General features: G+C 60.2%; 21 protein-coding genes. 10 read left to right on the top strand and 11 right to left on the bottom strand.

Features of this window, described 5'->3' with window-relative positions; all coding sequences use genetic code 11:
- Positions 1–186: 186 nt before the first annotated feature.
- The 4 genes from FHW77_RS02315 to FHW77_RS02300 are packed head-to-tail and all read right to left on the bottom strand — an operon-like array spanning position 187 to position 3,695.
- The gene (locus FHW77_RS02315; protein WP_004445508.1) at positions 187–945 is read right to left on the bottom strand and encodes an ABC transporter ATP-binding protein; all 759 of its coding nucleotides are present in this window, start codon (positions 943–945) and stop codon (positions 187–189) included.
- Entirely contained in the window at positions 945–1,781 is an 837-nt protein-coding gene (locus tag FHW77_RS02310; protein ID WP_004445510.1) for an ABC transporter ATP-binding protein, read from the bottom strand. The genes FHW77_RS02315 and FHW77_RS02310 overlap by 1 nt, the downstream gene beginning before the upstream one ends.
- Positions 1,782–1,785: 4 nt before the next feature.
- Complete coding sequence (locus FHW77_RS02305) at positions 1,786–2,673, bottom strand: ABC transporter permease (RefSeq protein ID WP_004445513.1); 888 nt, start codon at positions 2,671–2,673, stop codon at positions 1,786–1,788.
- Positions 2,673–3,695: an ABC transporter permease gene (locus tag FHW77_RS02300; protein WP_004445514.1), complete on the bottom strand. Its 1,023-nt coding sequence runs from the start codon at positions 3,693–3,695 to the stop codon at positions 2,673–2,675. Before FHW77_RS02300 ends, FHW77_RS02305 begins: the two co-directional genes overlap by 1 nt.
- 296 nt (positions 3,696–3,991) lie before the next feature.
- Here FHW77_RS02300 and FHW77_RS02295 point away from each other — a divergent pair, with 296 nt between their 5' ends.
- A complete protein-coding gene (locus FHW77_RS02295) occupies positions 3,992–4,627 on the top strand; it encodes a LysE family translocator (protein ID WP_004445515.1) in 636 nt (211 codons plus the stop codon).
- Positions 4,628–4,654: 27 nt separating this feature from the next.
- Here the strand turns inward: FHW77_RS02295 and FHW77_RS02290 are convergent, their stop codons facing one another.
- Both FHW77_RS02290 and FHW77_RS02285 read right to left on the bottom strand, forming a co-directional pair.
- The gene (locus FHW77_RS02290; RefSeq protein WP_004445516.1) at positions 4,655–5,383 is read right to left on the bottom strand and encodes a FadR/GntR family transcriptional regulator; all 729 of its coding nucleotides are present in this window, start codon (positions 5,381–5,383) and stop codon (positions 4,655–4,657) included.
- Between the two features lie 91 nt (positions 5,384–5,474).
- Positions 5,475–6,461, bottom strand: coding sequence for a GlxA family transcriptional regulator (locus FHW77_RS02285; protein ID WP_004445517.1), 987 nt, complete (start codon positions 6,459–6,461; stop codon positions 5,475–5,477).
- Between the two features lie 127 nt (positions 6,462–6,588).
- On the opposite strand from FHW77_RS02285, the gene FHW77_RS02280 reads away from it, so the two are divergent.
- From FHW77_RS02280 to FHW77_RS02250, 7 genes are all read left to right on the top strand, one after another.
- Positions 6,589–7,416: an alpha/beta fold hydrolase gene (locus FHW77_RS02280; protein ID WP_004445518.1), complete on the top strand. Its 828-nt coding sequence runs from the start codon at positions 6,589–6,591 to the stop codon at positions 7,414–7,416.
- Positions 7,417–7,442: 26 nt separating this feature from the next.
- Entirely contained in the window at positions 7,443–8,234 is a 792-nt protein-coding gene (locus tag FHW77_RS02275; RefSeq protein ID WP_004445519.1) for an SDR family NAD(P)-dependent oxidoreductase, read from the top strand.
- A 13-nt stretch (positions 8,235–8,247) separates the two neighbouring features.
- Entirely contained in the window at positions 8,248–8,733 is a 486-nt protein-coding gene (locus FHW77_RS02270) for a hypothetical protein (protein WP_004445520.1), read from the top strand.
- A 181-nt stretch (positions 8,734–8,914) separates the two neighbouring features.
- The gene (gene blh, locus FHW77_RS02265) at positions 8,915–10,210 is read left to right on the top strand and encodes a bifunctional sulfur transferase/dioxygenase Blh (protein ID WP_004445521.1); all 1,296 of its coding nucleotides are present in this window, start codon (positions 8,915–8,917) and stop codon (positions 10,208–10,210) included.
- Between the two features lie 53 nt (positions 10,211–10,263).
- On the top strand, positions 10,264–10,560 hold the full coding sequence (gene bigR, locus FHW77_RS02260) for a sulfite-sensing transcriptional repressor BigR (protein ID WP_045531466.1): 297 nt from the start codon (positions 10,264–10,266) through the stop codon (positions 10,558–10,560).
- Positions 10,557–10,964, top strand: coding sequence for a YeeE/YedE family protein (locus FHW77_RS02255; protein WP_004445526.1), 408 nt, complete (start codon positions 10,557–10,559; stop codon positions 10,962–10,964). The genes bigR and FHW77_RS02255 overlap by 4 nt, the downstream gene beginning before the upstream one ends.
- Positions 10,961–11,398: a YeeE/YedE family protein gene (locus tag FHW77_RS02250; protein WP_004445527.1), complete on the top strand. Its 438-nt coding sequence runs from the start codon at positions 10,961–10,963 to the stop codon at positions 11,396–11,398. Before FHW77_RS02255 ends, FHW77_RS02250 begins: the two co-directional genes overlap by 4 nt.
- Before the next feature lie 73 nt (positions 11,399–11,471).
- On the opposite strand, the gene gpmI is transcribed toward FHW77_RS02250, so the two are convergent.
- The 5 genes from gpmI to FHW77_RS02225 form a co-directional block, all read right to left on the bottom strand.
- Positions 11,472–12,989, bottom strand: a complete 1,518-nt coding sequence (gene gpmI / locus FHW77_RS02245; RefSeq protein WP_004445529.1) for a 2,3-bisphosphoglycerate-independent phosphoglycerate mutase — start codon at positions 12,987–12,989, stop codon at positions 11,472–11,474.
- A gap of 344 nt (positions 12,990–13,333) precedes the next feature.
- Positions 13,334–14,611 carry a dihydrolipoamide acetyltransferase family protein gene (locus FHW77_RS02240; RefSeq protein ID WP_004445531.1) on the bottom strand — a complete coding sequence of 426 codons (1,278 nt, stop codon included), beginning with the start codon at positions 14,609–14,611 and terminating at the stop codon, positions 13,334–13,336.
- Positions 14,612–14,613: 2 nt separating this feature from the next.
- Entirely contained in the window at positions 14,614–15,627 is a 1,014-nt protein-coding gene (locus FHW77_RS02235; RefSeq protein WP_100911200.1) for an alpha-ketoacid dehydrogenase subunit beta, read from the bottom strand.
- 3 nt (positions 15,628–15,630) lie between these two features.
- Positions 15,631–16,869, bottom strand: coding sequence for a 3-methyl-2-oxobutanoate dehydrogenase (2-methylpropanoyl-transferring) subunit alpha (locus tag FHW77_RS02230; RefSeq protein WP_004445533.1), 1,239 nt, complete (start codon positions 16,867–16,869; stop codon positions 15,631–15,633).
- A 44-nt stretch (positions 16,870–16,913) separates the two neighbouring features.
- The gene (locus FHW77_RS02225) at positions 16,914–18,041 is read right to left on the bottom strand and encodes an acyl-CoA dehydrogenase family protein (RefSeq protein WP_004445534.1); all 1,128 of its coding nucleotides are present in this window, start codon (positions 18,039–18,041) and stop codon (positions 16,914–16,916) included.
- A gap of 302 nt (positions 18,042–18,343) precedes the next feature.
- On the opposite strand from FHW77_RS02225, the gene FHW77_RS02220 reads away from it, so the two are divergent.
- Positions 18,344–18,817 (top strand): Lrp/AsnC family transcriptional regulator, encoded by a 474-nt coding sequence (locus FHW77_RS02220; RefSeq protein ID WP_004445535.1) that lies wholly within the window; start codon positions 18,344–18,346, stop codon positions 18,815–18,817.
- A gap of 74 nt (positions 18,818–18,891) precedes the next feature.
- Complete coding sequence (locus tag FHW77_RS02215) at positions 18,892–20,064, top strand: isovaleryl-CoA dehydrogenase (RefSeq protein WP_004445536.1); 1,173 nt, start codon at positions 18,892–18,894, stop codon at positions 20,062–20,064.
- The last annotated feature ends 8 nt before the right edge of the window (positions 20,065–20,072 follow it).

The raw sequence follows: 20,072 nt of genomic DNA, 5'->3' as shown, positions 1-20,072 counted from the left end.
CGGATCTAGTCCGGCATGACGGCGGAGAGGCTCCGTTTGTCAGCAGCCCAAGGCCCGATTACCACCGGTCTTTTCTATCTTCGGCCTGCCTCCCCAAAAAAAATGCCCGGCGGGGAGGCCGGGCAAGGAAGGAGGCTGTTATTATCCGTGGCGCCCCGGAGGAGGACGGTCACGTTCTTGGAGCCGTCACGCGCCTTCATATTCCAGTGAAGCGCCGATCAGTTCGCGCGCATAAGGATGCGTTGCATCGTTGCCAGCAATGGCCTCGCGCGGCAGGATTTCGGTTATTTCGCCACGCAGCATCACGGCGAAGCGATCGCACATGTGATCGACCACGGCGAGATCATGGGTCACCATGATATAGGTGAAACCGCGCTCTTCCCGCAGCCGCTGCAAGAGGTTGAGGATTTCCGCCTGGACCGAGACATCGAGCGCCGAGGTCGGCTCATCGAGCAGCAGCAGCGACGGTTCCAGGATCAGCGCCCTCGCAATCGCCACGCGCTGCCGTTGGCCGCCGGAGAGTTGGTGCGGGAAACGGTCGAGGAAAGACACCGGCAGGCCGACATCAGTGATGACCTTGCGCATGCGCTCCTCGCGGTCGCCGAGCTTGTGGATCGCAAGCGATTCACCAAGCACGGTGCGCACCGACTGGCGGGGATGCAGAGAGCCATAGGGGTCCTGAAACACCATCTGCAGCATACGGCAGCGCTCGATCAGCGGCACGTCTCGCACCGATCTGCCGTCGATGAGGATATCGCCTGTCCAGAAATCGTTGAGCATTGAGACGCAGCGCAACACGGTGGACTTGCCCGAACCGCTTTCACCGACCAGCCCGAAACATTCGCCGGGCTCGACACGGAACGACACCGAAGGCAGCACTTTCATTGCGGTGCTGCCGCTGCCGAAAGTGATGGAAAGATCGCGGGTTTCGACAGAAACGGCCATTATGCATTCTCCTCCAGCCATTCAGGGCGGCGGTCCAGCACCGCAAGCGGTGCGCGCGCACCGCCGATACGCGGCTGTGCCGCCAGAAGGCCGCGCGTATAGGGATGCTGCGCCTGATCGAGATCGCGGGCGGCCAGCGTTTCCACCACGCGGCCTGAATACATGATCAGCACCCGGTCGCAGAAATTGCGCACAAGGTTGAGATCGTGGCTGATCATGATGAGGCCGATGCCGCGATCGCGCACCAGACCGTCGAGAATGTTCAGCACCTGCAACCGCACCGTCACATCAAGCGCCGAAGTTGGTTCGTCAGCGATAACGAGATCGGGATCGGCAAGCAGCATCATGGCGATCATCACGCGCTGACCCATGCCACCGGAGATTTCGTGCGGGTATTGCTCGTAGACACGTGAGGCATCGCGGATCTTCACCGCATCCAGCATCGCCAGCGCCTTTTCCCGTGCCTCGGCTTTTGATGCCCTGAAGTGGCGCAGATAGGTCTCCGTCACCTGATCGCCGACCCGACGGATGGGGTTGAGGGAGAATTTCGGATCCTGAAGGATCATCGACATGCGCCGGCCACGAACCTTCAGCATCTCCTTCTCATCGAGGGAGAGAAGATCGAGCCCGTCGAAAGCCAGCTTGTCAGCGGTGATCGTTGCCGAAGGCAGAAGGCGCAACAGAGCGCGTCCGACTGTGGATTTTCCCGAACCGCTTTCACCGACAATGCCGAGCCGCTCCCGACCGAGCGTGAAGGAGATGCCGCGCACCGCCTCGGTGGGTGAGCCACCATAACGGATACGGAGATTTTCAACATCAAGGATTGGTTTTTCCATGTTCCTATCTCCGGTTCATCTGCTTCGGATCGAGCGCATCCCGCAGCCCGTCACCGAGGAGGTTGAAAGCGAGACTGACAGACAGGATCGCAATGCCGGGAAAGGTCACCAGCCACCAGCTATCCAGCATGTAACGCCGGCCGGTGGCGATCATCGCTCCCCATTCCGGCAGCGGCGGCTGCGCGCCGAGGCCAAGAAAGCCAAGACCTGCGGCGGTCAGAATGACGGTCGCCATGTTCAGCGTCAGTCTGATGAGAACCGAGGGGAGACACATGGGCATGATCGACTTGACGATGATGCGCAGCGGCGACGCGCCCTGAAGCCTTGCAGCGGCAATGTAATCCGCCTTGCGAAAGGTCATGGCTTCAGCGCGGGCAAGACGCGCAATCGGCGGCCATGAGGTGAGCGCAATTGCAATGATCGCGTTATTAAGGCTCGGACCCAGTGCTGCGACGAAGGCGAGCGACAGGATGAGGCTAGGGAAAGACAGGAAGATATCCGTGATGCGCATCATCACCGTATCGAACTTGCCGCCGAGATAACCGGATGCCGTACCGACCAGAAGGCCGACGGGACCGACGATGATCGATACCAGCGTGATGATGGTGAGCGTGATGCGAGCGCCCCAGAGAAGACGGCTATAGATATCGCGCCCCAGCTCATCCGTCCCGAAGACATGGCCGTTGCCCGGGGGCTGCAGCGTGTTGGCGAGATTCTGTGCGTAAGGATCATGCGTCGCGAGCCAGGGCGCAAAAATCGCCGAGATGACGAGCAGCAGCAAGATAAGCAGGCCGAAAGCCGATGTCGGGCTCTTGAGCAGGAAGACGATAATGTTCTTCAGCGCGTTCAGCGGCACCGGAAGACGGAAGGAAGTTTCAGCACGGGCCGTCATCAGCGGGTCCTCGGATCGAAAAAGCGGTAGAGAATGTCGGACAGGAGATTGAGCCCGATAAAGATGACGCCGACGATCAGTACACAGGTCATCACGGCATTCATGTCGCCGATGATAAGATTGCTGGTGAGATATTGCCCGAAACCCGGCCAGGCGAAGACGGTCTCAATGAGGACCGCTCCTTCCAGCAGCGAACCGTAAGCCAGCGCGATGATGGTGACCAGCTGCACGCGAATATTGCCAAAAGCATGCAGCCACACCGTCTGCCGCTGCGACAGGCCTTTGACACGCGCGGTCGTCACATATTCCTGCCCCAGCTGATCCAGCATGAAGCTGCGCGTCATGCGGGTGATATAGGCAGAGGAGGAATAGCCCAGCAGGGCAGCTGGCAGGATGAGGTGGTTGATGGCCGACCGGAAGACCTCCATGTCACCCGCAAGCAGGCTGTCGATCAGCAGAAAGCCCGTCCGCTCCTCCACCAGACCGATATAGAACTGGTCCATGCGGCCACCGCCGCCAACGAGGCCGAGATGGGCGTAAAAAACGATCAGCGCGATCATGCCGGTCCAGAAGATCGGCATGGAATGGCCGAACAGGCTGAGAACGCGCACAAGATGATCCTGCCAGCGGTCTTTCTTCACGGCGGCGTAAACGCCCATGGGGATGCCGAGACCGGCACCGATCAGGATGGCGAAGGTCGCAAGCTCGATCGTCGCCGGCATCACGCTTATGATGTCCTCGATGACGGGGCGGCCCGTGCGGATCGACGTTCCGAAATTGCCGGTGAAGACATCTCCGAGATAATAGACGAACTGCTGCCACAGCGGGCGGTCAAAGCCGAGCGCGTGATAGACCTGTTCATAGGTTTCGCGGGTCGCATCCTCACCGACAATGGCCCGCACTGGGTCGGCGGGCATCAGGCGGCCAATGAAAAAGGTCAGCAGCAGCAATCCAAGCAGCGTGACCGCAATACTTCCGATCTGGCCGGACAAGCCATAAAGCGAAAGGCGTCTTTTTGACATGATTCCTCCCTTGCCAGTCATCGAACGTGCAAGGAGCACATCCTGTCTGACAACTACGGTAAAGTTGTCACAGGTGTTGCGGGCTGTCAAGCATCCGACGCCAAAATCGATATCAGCAAGCGCGGTGGTATATAGGGACAGCGTTGCCCAGGCGGCGGTTGCGGCGTTCTTCTTTCCCTAAAGAAGCCCACATTGCCACAACCGCAAAACGCTGTATTCTCCCTGCCCACAGAAGGCTGACATGGAAATTCGTGGCGATTTGACCGCTCGTGTCTGCCGCCTCGGGGGAGGAAAATATGATCGACGTGACGCTTCTGGCCTTTGCCATGGTCGCCTTTATCGGTATTGCAACACCCGGCCCCACCGTCTTGCTGGCGCTTGCCAATGGCTCGAAATTCGGCGTGCGTCGCGCGATGATCGGCATGGCTGGTGCCGTCCTTTCGGATTTCGTCCTGATCGGCGCGGTTGCACTGGGACTGGGGGCTCTTATGGCCGCCTCGGAGTTCTGGTTCGGTGTCGTCAAATGGGCGGGGGTCTGCTACCTTGTTTACCTTGGCATCATGCTTTTGCGTTCAAGAGGGACGCTTGACGGCGCTCTCGGCTCTGCAGAGGCAAACATGGCCGCATCGGCGCGTTCGATCTTCCTGAAGAGCTTTCTCGTCGCCGTGACCAATCCCAAGGGATACCTGTTTTTTTCGGCCTTCCTGCCGCAATTCATCGATGTCGCCGCGCCGCAGATTCAGCAATATACCGTACTTGCGCTGATCTTCGCCGGCATCGACTTCATCGTGATGTTCGCATACGCCCTGTTCGGCGCGCAGGCGGTCAGGATATTGCGCAAGTCCGGAGCATTATGGCTCGAGCGCATCTGCGGCGGCGCGCTGTTGACACTTGCTGCTTCCCTGGCCTTTTACCGACGGGCCAACGCATAATTCATTGCCATATCAGCTATTTCCGCCTTACTCAGCCACGGTGCGGGACCGCAGGAGCACCTTGTAACGCTCGAGACTGCCGCGCAGATGCGAGGCCATATATTGGCGCGCGGCATCGGCGTCTCCCTCGATAATGGCATCGACGATCTTGCCGTGCTCCTCTTGCAGGTGAAGGTTGTAATCCTTGGGGCGCGACCCCGGCGCGGCGCCCTGTAATTCGCCGCGGGGAATGATACCGGACCGAATGAGTTGGAGAAACTCCGGAAACCGCCTGTTCTGCGTGGCCTGCGCGATGGCGAGATGGAATTCGAAATCGGCGTCCCGCGTTGGTAGCCCGGCGGCGAGACAGTCACCGACACGCCGATGCGCATCCACGATCGATTCCACCTGCACGGCGGAACGGCGCGAGGCCGCCAGCCCGGCGGATTCCACTTCGAACACGGTCCGCAGTTCCAGGAGTTCGATGACCGAGGAAATGCGACCCACGGCGAGATCGTTAAAAGGCAGTTCCTTTGCCGGCTTGGCTTCGACAGCAAAGACCCCTGCGCCCTTGCGTGCTTCAACGAGGCCATCGGCACGAAGAATGGCGATGGCCTCGCGCACAACCGTTCGGCTGACGGAATATTCCCGCGTCAATTCGCTTTCGCTCGGAAGCCGGTCACCCGGGCGGAACACCCCCTCCGCCAGGTCCCGTCGCAAGGCCGAACTGATTTTCGCCGCAAGCGATACTTGCTTGGTGCTGCTCTCGACGTCCATTTCGGCCCACCTGTTTTAAACTTGTCTGGCATGTTAGCAAACACCGGCCACATTGCAAGTGCCGGGTACCACCACCCCCATCGGATCAACCTCAGGCAGCAACCATGGCAGAACCGCTGGAAAAGCGGCTTCTATACTCTCCCGGTGAGAGGCCGAGAATGCGGTGAAACACCCGACGAAAGGCGGCAGCATCCTCATAACCCACCGACCAAGCGATCTGATCGACCGAACGGCGGGTGAATTCCAGCAATTCACGCGCCTTGCCGACCCGCAGGTGCTGGACATATTCGATGGGCTTCATGCCGGTCGCCACCTTGAAGCGGCGCAGGAAGGTTCGCTCCTCCAGCCCGGCATGGCCGGCCATGTCAGTAACGCTTGTCGCCCGCCCGGCACGGGCCTGCAACCAGTGCTGCACCTTCAGGATCGGCTCATCGCCATGCGTCAGCCTTGGGGCGAAACTACTATAATGACGCTGTTCCCGTCCTGACGGGTCGATCAGCAGAAACTTGCCGGTCTCGATCATCACGGAAGGGCCGAGCAGCCGGTCGACGATGCGCAGACCAAGATCGGTCCACGCCATCAACCCGCCGGCTGTGATGATATCGCCGTCCTCGATGACGATCTTGTCTATCTCCAGCCGGACATCGGGAAATCGGTCCCGAAAACGCTCCGCAAACAACCAGTGGGTCGTCGCCGGGCGGCCAGCCAGAAGCCCGGTGGCCGCGAGCATGAACGACCCGCCGCAACTGGCAGCCAGCGTCGCGCCCTGGGCGTGCCGGTTCAGCAGCCAGCGGGCGTAAGGCTCGGCTTCCTCGATTTCAGCCGGCCCGGTCAACCGGCCGGGCACAACGAAGATATCGGGATGCCCCGGCCCGCCGGGTTCCGTGTCATAGGAGCGGGAAAACTCACCGCCTTCGCCCATGCTCCAATGGCTGACCCGCAATTTAGGCCCGCCGCGATCCTGTGAAAATACCGACGCGATGGCGAAAAGATCGGTGATGCCATGCACCATGGCGATCTGGCAGTCCCGATAGAGGACCAGCCCCACTTCCAGCGCGCTTCCCGTTACACCCGCCATGCCCAACCCCCGTTTTGTCAGTTTCGGCTCGCTTTCTGTCTGAAGCGCCAATCCATTCCCGGCTGCGTCAAGAGTATCTCTATTCCCACGGGACGCAAGCAAGCTCCCTGCAACAGGAGAGAGAGCCATGACAACGATCACCACCAGAGACGGAACGCACATCTTCTACAAGGACTGGGGCCCGAAAGACGGCCAGCCCATCATCTTCTCCCACGGCTGGCCGCTCAGCGCCGACGCCTGGGACGCGCAGATGGTGTTCTTCGCCAATAACGGTTTCCGCACCATCGCCCATGACCGCCGCAGCCACGGCCGCTCCGATCAGGTCTGGCATGACAACACCATGGATCAATATGCCGACGATCTGGCCCAGTTGATCGAACAACTCGATCTTCACGACATCATTCTGGTTGGCCATTCCACCGGCGGCGGCGAGGTGACACGTTATATCGGCCGCCACGGCACCGCCCGCGTTGCCAAGATCGCTCTCATCGGCGCGGTGCCGCCGCTGATGCTGAAGACGGAAAGCAACGCCATCGGTCTGCCAATCGATGTTTTCGACGGCATCCGTAAGGGCACCTATGACAATCGCAGCCAGTTCTTCAAGGATCTGACCATTCCCTTCTACGGCTACAACCGCGAGGGCGCCGTCATATCCGAAGGTATCCGTGATGAGTTCTGGCGGCAGGGCATGATGGGCGGCCTGAAAGGTCAGCTCGACAGTATCCGCGCCTTTTCGGAAAGCGATTTCCATCAGGACCTGAAAGCTTTCGACAAGCCGACGCTGGTTCTGCACGGCGATGACGACCAGATCGTGCCGGTCGGCGCTTCCGCGCTTTCCACGGTCAAGATCGTCAAACATGCGGTGCTCAAAATCTATCAGGGAGCCGATCATGGCCTGACACAGACCCATCAGGACCGGTTCAACGCCGACCTGCTCGCCTTCATCAACGGCTGAAACCACCGGATACAGGAGACACGGACATGACACAGAATACATTTCTCATCACCGGCGCATCCGACGGCATCGGCGCGGTTTATGCCGAACGTCTGGCAAAACGCGGCCACGATCTCATTCTGGTGGCGCGACGCGCCGAGAAGCTGAAGGCATTGGCCGCGCAGCTGGAAAAGGATCATCACATCGCCGTCGAGGTTCTCTCCGCCGATCTTTCCTGGGCGGAAGATCTCGAAAAGGTAGAGGCGCGGCTGCGTGAGGACCGGCGGATTACCGGCCTCGTCAACAATGCCGGTATCGCTGGCGAAGGCGCGATCACGGCGCTGGACCCAGCCTATGTGACGACGATGATCAACCTCAACATTCTCGCCGTCACGCGGCTTGCGGCAGCCATCGCGCCGCGCCTTGCCGCCGACGGAAAGGGTACGATCATCAACATTACATCAGTTACAGCACTGATGCCGGCGGCATTCACCGCCGTCTACCCGGCCACCAAGGCTTTCGTGCTCGCTTTTACGGAGGCGCTGCAGGCACAGCTTTCACCCTCCGGCGTGCGGGTTCAGGCCGTTCTTCCAGGTATAACCCGCACGGCCATCTGGGAGGAAGAACGGCTCGATACCATTCCGGCCGCGATGGTCATGGATGTCCATGACATGGTGGATGCTGCCCTTGCCGGTCTCGACCTTGGCGAAGCGCTGACCATTCCCTCCCTGCCGGACACTGCCGATCTTGAAAATTTCCTTGCCGCGCGTGCAGCCCTGCGGCCCAATCTCTCCCATGCACTTGCCGCCAGCCGGTATCGTGCAGCCAAACCCGAATAGAGGGATACGTATCATGATCCTCGGACTGACCATTCCCCAATTCACTGCACTGCATGTGGGCTTGAGCTTCATCGGCATTGCTACCGGACTGATCGCCCTGCCCGCTTATGCGGCAGGGCGATGGATGCCCCGCATGATGGCGCTATTCCTCGTCACCACGCTTGCCACCACGCTCACCGGCTTCCTGTTCCCAATCGGAAATTTCACGCCGGCACTCGGTGTCGGCGTCATATCGACCCTCGTTCTGGCAATCGCACTTGTCGCGCTTTACGGATACGGTCTGAATGGCAGGGCGCGCATCATTTATACGATCACCGCCACGATGAGCCTCTATCTCAACATGTTCGTCCTGATCGTACAGGCCTTTCTCAAGGTCGAAACGCTCAACAAGCTGGCGCCGAACGGCAATGAACCACCCTTCCTGATCGCCCAGACGGTCCTGCTTGTTGGAGCCATCTGTCTCGGCTGGAAGGCGACGCGCCGCAGGCTTGCCGTCTGAGGCCAGTGTGAATCCTAATCGATGCCGCAAACATGCCTTGCGCCCTGCCACCCGGGCGCAGGGGATGTTCCGCTAACACGCCACAAGCCGTAGACAGCTGAGAAGGTACCTCGCACTCTTGCCAGCGATCAATATACATTATACAATAATATATATTGATTTGTTGCCACGGGAGATGTCGATGAAAGTCGTTAAGATCAACGAGCGCTTGACCGTTGCGGGGCAGCCGATGACCGCCGATTTCCAGTCGCTCTCCGCGCAGGGTTATAAAAGCGTCATCAATGCCCGGCCGGATGGCGAAGAGCCGGGCCAACCGGGCAATGAGCAGGAAAGAAGCGCCGCCGGGGCGGCAGGCATGGACTATGGCTTCATCCCGGTCAGCGGCCCTGCCATCACTGAGGCCGATATCCGCGCCTTTCAACAGAAAATGGCGGAAGCAGCAGGCCCCGTTTTTGCCCATTGCAAGGGTGGCACCCGTGCGCTCACGCTTCATGTGCTTGGGGAAGCGCTCGACGGACGCATGGAACGCGGCGACATCGAGGCTTTTGGCAAGGCGCATGGCTTTGATCTTTCCGGCGCCACCCGCTGGCTGGAGCGACGCGCGGCAGCGGTTCCGCACGTCAAGGCATTCTTTGATCCGCGCACCTGGAGCGTGCAATATGTCGTTTCCGATCCAGTGACCAAACGCTGCGCCATTATCGATCCGGTCTATGATTTTGATGAGAAATCCGGCGCAACCGGAACGATGAATGCCGACGCCATTCTGAACCATGTGGAAAGCGAAGGCCTGTCGGTGGAATGGATTCTCGATACCCATCCGCATGCCGACCATTTCTCCGCCGCCCATTACCTGAAGCAGAAGACCGGTGCGCAGACAGCGATCAGCGCGAAGATCACCGGCGTACAGCGGCTCTGGCAGGAAAAATACAATTGGCCGGACCTTGAAACCGATGGTTCGCAGTGGGACAGGCTGTTCGAGGCGGGCGACAGGTTCAATATCGGTTCGCTTGAAGCGCGCGTGCTGTTTTCGCCCGGCCATACGCTCGCCTCCGTAACCTATGTGGTGGGAGATGCCGCCTTCGTGCACGATACGCTTTTCATGCCGGATTCAGGCACAGCGCGGGCTGATTTTCCCGGTGGCAGCGCCAGAGAACTCTGGGCGTCCATTCAGGACATTCTCGCCCTTCCGGACGAAACACGGCTGTTCACCGGCCATGATTATCAGCCCGGCGGCCGCGCGCCGAAATGGGAAAGTACGGTGGGCGAACAGAAACGCAGCAATCCACATCTGGTCGGCATGACGGAGGAAAGCTTCATCGACCTCAGAGAAACGCGGGATCGGACCTTGCCGATGCCAAAGCTCATCCTCCATGCCCTGCAGGTCAATATTCGCGGCGGGCGCCTGCCGGAGCCGGAGGCAAATGGCAGGCGTTACCTGAAATTCCCTCTTGATGTGCTGGAGGGCAGCACGTGGTAGAGGGAAAGACGCCCGGAAAGCCCCTTCATACTCCTGACATTCCCCTTCCCGCCATGGAGGAACGGGCCGTGGAAGTCGCGCTGCTTTTGAAGACCCTTGCCCACCCTGCGCGGCTGATGCTGGCCTGCACGCTGGCGCAGGGAGAATTCTCCGTGGGAGAGCTGGAAGCCAGGCTGGATATTCGCCAGCCTACACTCTCCCAGCAGCTGGGCGTCCTGCGGGAAGCCGGTGTGGTTGAAACCCGGCGTGACGCCAAGCAAATTTTCTACCAGCTTAGCGAAGCGAAAGCGGCGCAGCTGATCGAGGCGCTTTACACCATATTCTGCGCGCCGGAGGAGGAGACCGCGTGAGCCCCTACTGGTCTTCTCTTTTCGGCGGCATGTTGCTCGGCCTCGCCTGCGTTCTCCTGTTTGTCTTTAACGGCCGCATTGCCGGCATCAGCGGGATCATCGGCAGAACTCTTGGCAGGGAGCGGCGTCTTGCCGATCTCGCCTTCATCACCGGCCTGCTGGCGGGACCTTATATCCATGCCGCAGCATTCGGCCGGCTGCCCGCAATCACCGTCGCTGCCCCTTGGCCCCTCATCCTGATTGCCGGTCTGCTGGTAGGTTTTGGCACACGCATGGGCTCCGGCTGCACCTCCGGCCATGGCATCATGGGGCTGGCGCGGTTTTCCCGGCGCTCGATCGCCGCAACCGCCACCTTCCTGATCGCCGGCATCTTTACTGCGACGATAGCGGGAGCCCTGTCATGAAAAATCCGGCCGTAGCGCGTATTGCACTTGCATTGCTTGCAGGAGCGTTGTTCGGATTCGGCCTTTCGCTGTCGAGCATGGTCGATCCGGCGCGTGTTTCCGGCTTTCTCGACATCGCAAGCGGCCATTGGGACCCGAGCCTGATGTTCGTTCTTGGCGGTGCCGTTATGGTCGCGGCGCTGGGCGTGCTGCTCAGCAGACGTCTCGCCAAGCCCGTTCTCGCCGACGATTTCCGCCTTCCAGCAAAGACCCGCATCGACGGGCCGCTGATAACCGGCTCGGCGATTTTCGGCATCGGTTGGGGGCTTGCCGGTTTCTGCCCCGGCCCGGCACTCTCCGCTGTCGGCCTTGGGCTGATGCCAGTCGTTCTTTTCGTCTGCGCCATGATTGCCGGCATGCTGGCGCACGACCGCCTCTACCCGAAGCAGTCATAGCTCAAAACGCTCGTTCGGAACCGGAAACAGACGGTCGCGCGGGGGCGAAATGCTGCCGCGCGACGACGCTTGATTAAAGGTCGATCAGGCTCTTGCCCGTCATTTCCGGCGGCAAGGGCACATTCATCAGTTGCAGCAGGGTGGGCGCGACATCGGCGAGAATACCGTCATGCAGCTTCGCACCTTCAGGGCCACCGAAAAGGATCACCGGAACCGGATTTGTGGTGTGCGCCGTATGCGGGCCGCCGGTCACCGGGTCGACCATGGTTTCGCAATTGCCGTGGTCGGCAATCACAAGCATTGCGCCTCCCACTTTTTCGAGTGCGGCAACCACCGCACCGAGGCCACGATCCACGGCTTCACAGGCCTTGATTGCGGCCTGCAGATCACCGGTATGGCCGACCATATCAGGGTTGGCGTAATTGGTGACGATGAGATCGTAACCCTTGCCGATCGCCTCGACAAATTTTTCCGTTACCTCGGGCGCGCTCATTTCCGGCTGCAGGTCGTAAGTCGCGACCTTCGGGGATTTCGGCATGAAGCGATCTTCACCGACTTCCGGCTCTTCCTTGCCGCCGTTCAGGAAGAACGTCACATGCGGATATTTTTCCGTTTCGGCGAGGCGGAACTGCGTAAGTCCCTGCTTCGCCACCCAGGCGCCAAGCGTGTTGACGATATCGCGCTTCGGGTAAGCCGTGGTCATGAAATCATTGTGCCGGGTAGAATATTCCACCATGCCAAGCAGCGCCGAGAGCACTGGCTTTTCGCGCGCAAAACCGTCGAAATCATCGGCACCGATGGCAAGCAGGATTTCACGCGCGCGGTCAGCACGGAAGTTCAGGCAGAACAGGCCATCGCCGGCCTTGAAGCCTTCATAACCGTCGATCACGGTCGGCAGGATGAACTCGTCCGTGACTTTATTCGCGTAGCTCTGTGCAACGGCGCTCACCGCATCCCGGGCGTGCTCGCCTTTGGCCAGGACCATCGCGTCATAGGCCTTTTCGACACGCTCCCAGCGGTTGTCGCGGTCCATCGCATAATAACGGCCGATCACGGTGCCGATGCTGGCACCTTCCGGCAGGCTTGCCACAAGCGCAGCCACAAAATCTTCAGCGGATTGCGGCGCGACGTCACGACCATCGGTAATGGCATGCACCACGACCTTCAGGCCGTGGCTGACCATCAGCTTCACCGCCGCCTGGCCGTGGAGGATATGGCCATGAACGCCGCCATCGGAAACGACGCACATCAGATGCGCCACACCGCCTGCGGCCTTCACCTTGGCGGCGAAATCAAGCATCGCCGCATTGCGGAAAAAGCTGCCATCCTCGATTGCAAGATCGATCTGGCCGAGATCCATGGCGACGATGCGGCCCGCACCGATATTGGTATGGCCGACTTCGGAATTGCCCATTTGTCCGGTAGGCAGCCCCACCTTAGGACCAAACGTGGTGAGCCTCGCATTCGGGCAGGTGGCGAAAAGCCGGTCCATGGTGGGCGTGTTCGCCAGAACAGGCGCGTTGCTGGATGTATCCTCACTCAGCCCCCAGCCATCGAGAATAGTCAGGACAACGGGTTTGGGAGTTTGCATGGGAGGACCTTTTTCGTTCTGTTGCCGGCGGAGAGCGGACCGCCGGGCACCGGAGCGCCCTCGTCCGCCACTGTGATCGTGATGAGAAAACATGCTTCTCGTTCTTCTCTTCTATACCCGAAGATGACGAACGCAAGCCTATACCGATAGCGAAACAGTTCCGTGAAAGCTGAAAACGCGGGCTAAGAAATGCGGTCATGACACGCATACGCCCTCATACCTGTGCTCGTCACAGGAATCCAGCCGACGCGCGTCTGCGCGACGGGACGAGTCCTTTCAGCCCTAAGACTTGGGCTGGCTGGGTCCCTGTGACGAGCACAGGGAGGAGGGAGCACGGATCGCCTTCAATCGATGAAGATCAGCGCCGGCTTTTCCAGAAGCGCCTTGACGGCCTGTATGAAGACTGCCGCATCCCAGCCGTCCACGACACGATGATCGAAGCTCGAAGACAGGTTCATCATCCTGCGCGGCACAAAGCGAATTCCGTCCCAGACCGGCCGCGTCACGATCTTGTTGACGCCGATGATCGCCACTTCGGGGTAATTGATGATGGGCGTCGAAACGACACCACCCAACGCCCCAAGCGAGCTGATGGTGATGGTGGAGCCCATCAGTTCTTCCCGATGCGCCGTCCCGGTGCGAGCGGCTTCGGCAACGCGTGCGACCTCGTCTGCGCACTCCCAAAGGCCGAGCGCTTCCGCGTGGCGCACAACCGGAACGGTGAGGCCTGACGGTGTCTGCGTGGCAATGCCGATATGAACCGCCTCATAGTGGCTGACGACACTTTTTTCATCGTCGAAAAGCGCATTCATACCCGGATGATCGGCAACGGCTTTGACAAGCGCGCGCATCAAAAATGGCAGGACCGTCAGTTTCGGCTGCCCGGAACGGCGGTTGCCGTTCATCGTAGCGCGCAGATCTTCCAGATCGGTCACGTCGACTTCTTCGACATAGGTGATGTGGGGAATGCGGGAGGCGGAAAGCACCATCTTCTCGGCAATCTTGCGCCTGAGCCCGGTCACCTTCACCTCTTCGACAGCGCTATCGTGGGGTGCCATCGGTTCAGTGCGTTCCGGCCGCCCCCGCACGGTTAAGAACGCGTCGAGATCGGCATGGGTAATATGCCCGTCGGGACCCGTTCCCTTGACCTGTGCAAGATCGATATCGAGATCGTCAGCACGCTGGCGAACGGCCGGAGATGCCAGCGGCTTATGGTGCAGTTCGACCGCAGGCGCCGTGTTGGCCTCCCCGGCTTCGCGCAGCACCGGCTGGGTTTCAACGGGTGGCGGCGTGTCCGTCATGTCGGCGGGCGCTTCCTCTTCCGTCATGCGGGTCGGCGCCTCCCCTTCCGGCGCGCTACCATTGGCAGCGACGGCAGCGACATCGGTTTCGATGCGCAGGAGCGGTGCTTTCACCGGCACCGTATTTCCCACCGTTACCGCGAGCCAGGTGACGACGCCCGCCACCGGCGAAGGGATTTCCACCGTCGCCTTGTCGGTCATCACCGCGGCCAGCACCATGTCCTCGTGGACAAGATCGCCCGGTTTGACGTTCCATTCCACGAGTTCGGCTTCCGCCACACCTTCACCGACATCGGGCATGGTTAGAATAAATTCTGCCATGATCAGGCCTCCATGACTTCGACAAGGGCGCGCCCGACGCGGGCTGGCCCCGGAAAATAGTCCCACTCCTGCGCGTGGGGATAAGGCGTATCCCAACCTGCGACGCGCACGACGGGAGCCTCAAGGTGATAAAAACAATGTTCCTGCACCAGCGACACGACTTCTGCCCCGAAGCCGGAGGTCAACGTCGCCTCATGCACCATGACGCAGCGGCCGGTCTTGGAAACGGACTTCACGACGGTATCGAGGTCGAGCGGCAGCAGGCTGCGCAGATCGATGATCTCGGCGTCCACTCCCGTCTCTTCCGCCGCTGCCAGCGCCACATGCACCATGGTGCCATAAGCGATGACCGTGACATCGGTTCCGGGGCGGCGGATTTCGGCCTTGCCGATGGGGATGGTGTAGTGCCCTTCCGGCACCTCCCCCTTCTCGTGTTTGGACCATGGCGTTACGGGCCGGTCATGGTGGCCGTCAAACGGGCCGTTATAAAGCCGCTTCGGCTCCAGAAACATTACGGGGTCGGGGTCTTCGATGGACGCTATCAGTAGCCCCTTGGCGTCGTAAGGATTGGAAGGAACCACCACTTTCAGCCCGCAAACATGGGTGAAAAGCGCCTCCGGGCTCTGGCTATGCGTCTGGCCTCCGAAAATGCCGCCGCCGGTCGGCATGCGAAGAACGATCGCGCAGGTAAAGTCCCCGTTTGAGCGATAACGGATACGCGCTGCCTCCTGGGTGATCTGGTCATAGGCGGGATACATGTAATCGGCGAACTGGATTTCGACACACGGCCGCAATCCATAAGCGGCCATGCCGATGGCGGTGCCGACAATGCCGGATTCGCTGATCGGCGCATCGAAACAGCGGGTTTTACCGTATTTCTGCTGCAGCCCCTGTGTGGCGCGGAAAACGCCGCCGAAATAACCCACATCCTCACCAAAAACCACGACATCATCGCTGCGTTCCATGGATACATCCATGGCGCTACGGACGGCTTCAATCATCGTCATTCTTGCCATGTCTTACCATCCTGCCTTCTGGCGCTGGCGGACGAGATGCGCCGGCATCTCGGCGTAAACACCTTCGAAAATATCCTTCTTCGGCGGTTTTTTGCCCTCGTGCAGCGTGCCGTGGCTTTCCGCCTCGCGCTGGGCTTCCAGCACCTCATCGGCGATCTCCGCTTCCGCCTGCCGGTGCCGCTCTTCCGACCAGACGCCACGCAGGATGAGGTGTTTCTTCAACCTCAGGACAGGGTCGCCCAGAGGCCATGCTTCGGACTCGGTCTTCGGGCGGTAGGCGCTCGGATCGTCAGAGGTGGAATGCGCGCCGACACGATAGGTGACGTATTCGATGAGCGTCGGGCCGAGATTGCGGCGCGCCCGCTCCACGGCCCAACGGGCCACGGCATAAACGGCCAGATAATCATTACCGTCGACCCGCAGTGCGGGAATACCGAAACCCAGCCCGCGTGCCGCGAAGGTCCCGGAGCCCCCGCGTGCAATGCCCTGAAAGGTGGAAATGGCCCATTGGTTGTTGACGATGTTGAGAACGACCGGCGCCTTGTAGGTCGATGCAAAAACCATCGCCGAATGAAAGTCCGACTCCGCCGTCGAGCCATCGCCAATCCAGGCGGCCGCAATCTTTGTATCACCCTTGATGGCCGACGCCATCGCCCATCCCACCGCCTGCACATATTGCGTGGCGAGATTGCCGGATACGGTGAAGAAACCGTGTTCTTTGGAAGAGTAAAGGACAGGCAGTTGCCGCCCGTGCAGCGGGTCGAGTTCGTTGGAATAGATCTGGTTCATCATGGTGACGAGCGGATAGTCGTCGGCGATCAGCAGACCTGCCTGCCGATAGGTCGGGAAGTTCATGTCGCCCTTGGAAAGCGCCTTGCGGAAGGCGCAACTCACTGCCTCCTCCCCAAGATGCTGCATATAAAAAGAGGTCTTGCCCTGCCGCTGCGCCATCAGCATGCGCGCATCGAAAGCCCGAAGCCTCATCATGTTCTTCAGACCCGTCAGCAGGTCGTCATCCGAAAGCAGCCCGGACCAAGGTCCGACGGCCTCACCCTGATGATTAAGGACGCGAATGATCGAATAGGCGAGATCACGCATGCTCTCCGGCGCGGCATCCACTTCCGGGCGAGGCACGGAACCGGCCTTGGGTATCTTTACATTGGAGAAATCCGGCTGATCGCCGGGCCGCACGGCGGGTTCCGGAACATGCAGGCTTAGATGTGGCGTTTCTGATATGTCCATTCTACTCCTCCCGTCGCGGTCTCCTCCAGACCGTGAAACAACTCTCAAAGGTTTCTTGCGATCACCATCCGCTGGACATCGCTTGTCCCCTCGTAAATCTGGCAGATGCGCACATCGCGATAGATCCGCTCCACCGGATAATCCGCCATGTAGCCATAACCGCCGTGGATCTGGATGGCGTCCGAACAAACGCGTTCGGCCATTTCCGACGCGAAGAGCTTGGCCATCGAGGCCTCGGAAAGGCACGGCTCGCCCGCTTCCTTCAGCGCCGCCGCGTGCAGCACCAGCTGCCGCGCCGCCTGAATGCGCGTTGCCATATCCGCGAGACGAAACGCCACCGCCTGATGTTCGATGATCGCCTGCCCGAAGGCCTTGCGCTCGCGGGCGTAATCCCGCGCCGCCTCAAATGCCGCCTGAGCCATGCCCACCGCCTGCGCCGCGATGCCGATGCGGCCACCTTCCAGATTGGCGAGCGCAATGCGGTAACCCTGACCTTCCTCACCGAGCCGTAAATCGGCAGGAATGGCCATGTCGTTGAAAGCGATTTGGCAGGTATCGGACGAGTGAAGGCCGAGCTTTTCTTCGACCCGGATAACCTCATAGCCCGGCGTATCGGTGGGCACGATGAAGGCGCTGATACCCTTCTTGCCTGCCGCTGCATCCGTAACGGCAAAAACAATGACGACATCGCCATTCTTACCCGAGGTGATGAACTGCTTTGCGCCATCAAGAATATAGCGATCGCCATCGCGACGCGCCCTGGTCTTGAGATTTGAGGCATCGGAGCCAGCCTGTGGTTCGGTCAGCGCAAAGCCACCGATCCATTCGCCGGAGGCAAGCTTCGGCAGAAAACGCTGCTTCTGGTCCTCGGTCCCGAATTTTAGGATCGGCACGCAACCGACCGAATTATGGACGCTCATGATGGTGGAACAGGCACCGTCCCCCGCAGCGATTTCTTCCAGCGCCAGCGCATAAGCGACAGCACCGGTTTCCGCCCCGCCATACTCTTCGGACACCAGCATGCCGAGGAAGCCGAGCTCGCCCATCGCTTTCAATTCTTCCTTGGGGAAACGGCTTTCCCGGTCACGCGAAGTGGCGCCAGGGGCAAGCCTTTCCCGCGCAAAGTCGCGGGCCATATCTCTGATCTGCTGCTGGGATTCAGTGAGCATCATCGCCGCCTCCCGCCAAAAAGCAGAAGCGTATCAGGCGCGTCGCCAGCTGGAATTGGTCGCGAGGGCTGCCCTTGAAAGCACGGGCGGCCCCATCGATCACGACAGGGTCATGCACAGCCAAATTCACCTCCCTTGGCCAGCCCTGACGTGAGGAACCGGCCCGCCGCAAATCTCCTCCAGACCGCGACTGACGTGAACGCTATCACTATCTCGAATTCATTTCAAAGCTATTTTGATTGACAGTTTTTTGATTGGCGATATCTTTGATCCAACAAATAGTCATATCATAGAGCAAATGATCCATGATTGAGCTCGACAGTTTCGACCAGAAGATTCTGCATGTTCTCGGCGATGACGGGCGGGTCAGCTGGCGGGATCTTGCGGCTCGGATAGGCCTTTCTTTCACACCCACGTTGCGCCGCGTGCGCAAGCTGGAAGAGGAAGGCATCATTCGCGGCTATACCGCCGTGTTTGACGAGAACCGGCTGCTCGGCAATATGGGTGTCTTCATCTCCGTCACGCTGGAGCGGCAGATCAAGGAAGCGCTGACGACATTCGAACATCATGTGGCCTCCATTCCCGAGGTGGTGGGTGGTTACCAGACGAGCGGCAGTTCCGATTATCTGATCCACGCCATGGTGCGGGATCTGCCGCATTACCAGCAGCTGCTGGATTTCCTAACCACCGTTCCCGGCGTGTCGCGCATCCAGTCCAACTTTGCCATCAAGACATTCGTGCGCCGTTCCGCCGCCTTCACCGGGGGTGACACGCCGTAAATAAGGGCTGCCGGCGCGGAGGAGGTGCCGGCTGCTGACAAAGGGACGGCCTGCCGTCCGGAGGAGGAGACGCGATGAGTTTGAACCTCGCCGCCATTTTCGATGCCGATCTCGGCCCGGAAATCGCAGCATTGCGCGACAGCGCAAGTGCATTCGCAGATGATAAAATCGTCCCGCTGGCGGCGGAGATCGACAGGGACGACCGCTTCCCGCGTCAGCTCTGGCCGCAGATGGGTGAACTCGGCCTGCACGGCATCACCGTTTCGGAAGAATTCGGCGGTGCCGACATGGGCTATCTCGCCCATTGCGTGGCGATGGAGGAAATAAGCCGGGCTTCCGCCTCCATTGGCCTTTCCTATGGCGCCCATTCCAACCTCTGTATCAACCAGATCCACCGCTGGGGCACGCAAGAGCAGAAGCACAGATATTTGCCGAAACTCGTCTCTGGCGAGCATGTCGGTTCGCTTGCCATGAGCGAGACGGAGGCCGGTTCGGATGTCGTCTCGATGCGGCTGAAGGCGGAACGCAGGGGCGACCGCTATGTGCTCAACGGCGCGAAAATGTGGATCACCAACGGCCAGGAGGCCGATACGCTGGTCGTTTACGCCAAGACCGACATGTCCGCCGGCCCCCGCGGCATCACCGCCTTCCTCATTGAAAAAGGCTTCAAAGGGTTTCGTCCGGCCCAGAAACTCGACAAGCTCGGCATGCGCGGCTCACCCACATCAGAATTGGTGTTCGAGGATTGCGAGGTGCCGGAAGAGAACATTCTCGGCCGCCTCAATGACGGCGTGACGGTGCTGATGAGCGGGCTGGATTACGAGCGCGCCGTGCTGGCCGCCGGCCCTGTTGGTATCATGCAGGCGGCCATCGATCTGGTGCTGCCTTATGCCCGCGAGCGCAAGCAATTCGGCAAACCGATCGGTGAATTCCAGCTCGTGCAGGGTAAGCTCGCGGATATATATTCGGCGATGAACGCATCGCGCGCTTATGTCTATTCCGTGGCCCGGGCCTGCGACAATGGCCGCATCACGAGGCAGGATGCGGCAGGCGCGATCCTCTTTGCCGCCGAGCGGGCGACGCAGGTGGCGCTGGATGCGATCCAGCTTCTCGGTGGTTCCGGTTATGTCAATGAAAGCCCGGCAGGACGGCTGCTGCGCGATGCCAAGCTTTACGAAATCGGCGCCGGCACCAGCGAAATCCGCCGGATGCTGATCGGCCGCGAGTTGGTCAAGGGCAACGGGTGAGGACACGC

Source organism: Agrobacterium sp. RC10-4-1, assembly GCF_014138475.1.
Taxonomy (GTDB): domain Bacteria; phylum Pseudomonadota; class Alphaproteobacteria; order Rhizobiales; family Rhizobiaceae; genus Agrobacterium; species Agrobacterium pusense.
Note: the sequence above shows the minus strand (reverse complement) of the source record. Positions and strands in the feature narration are given on the sequence as shown.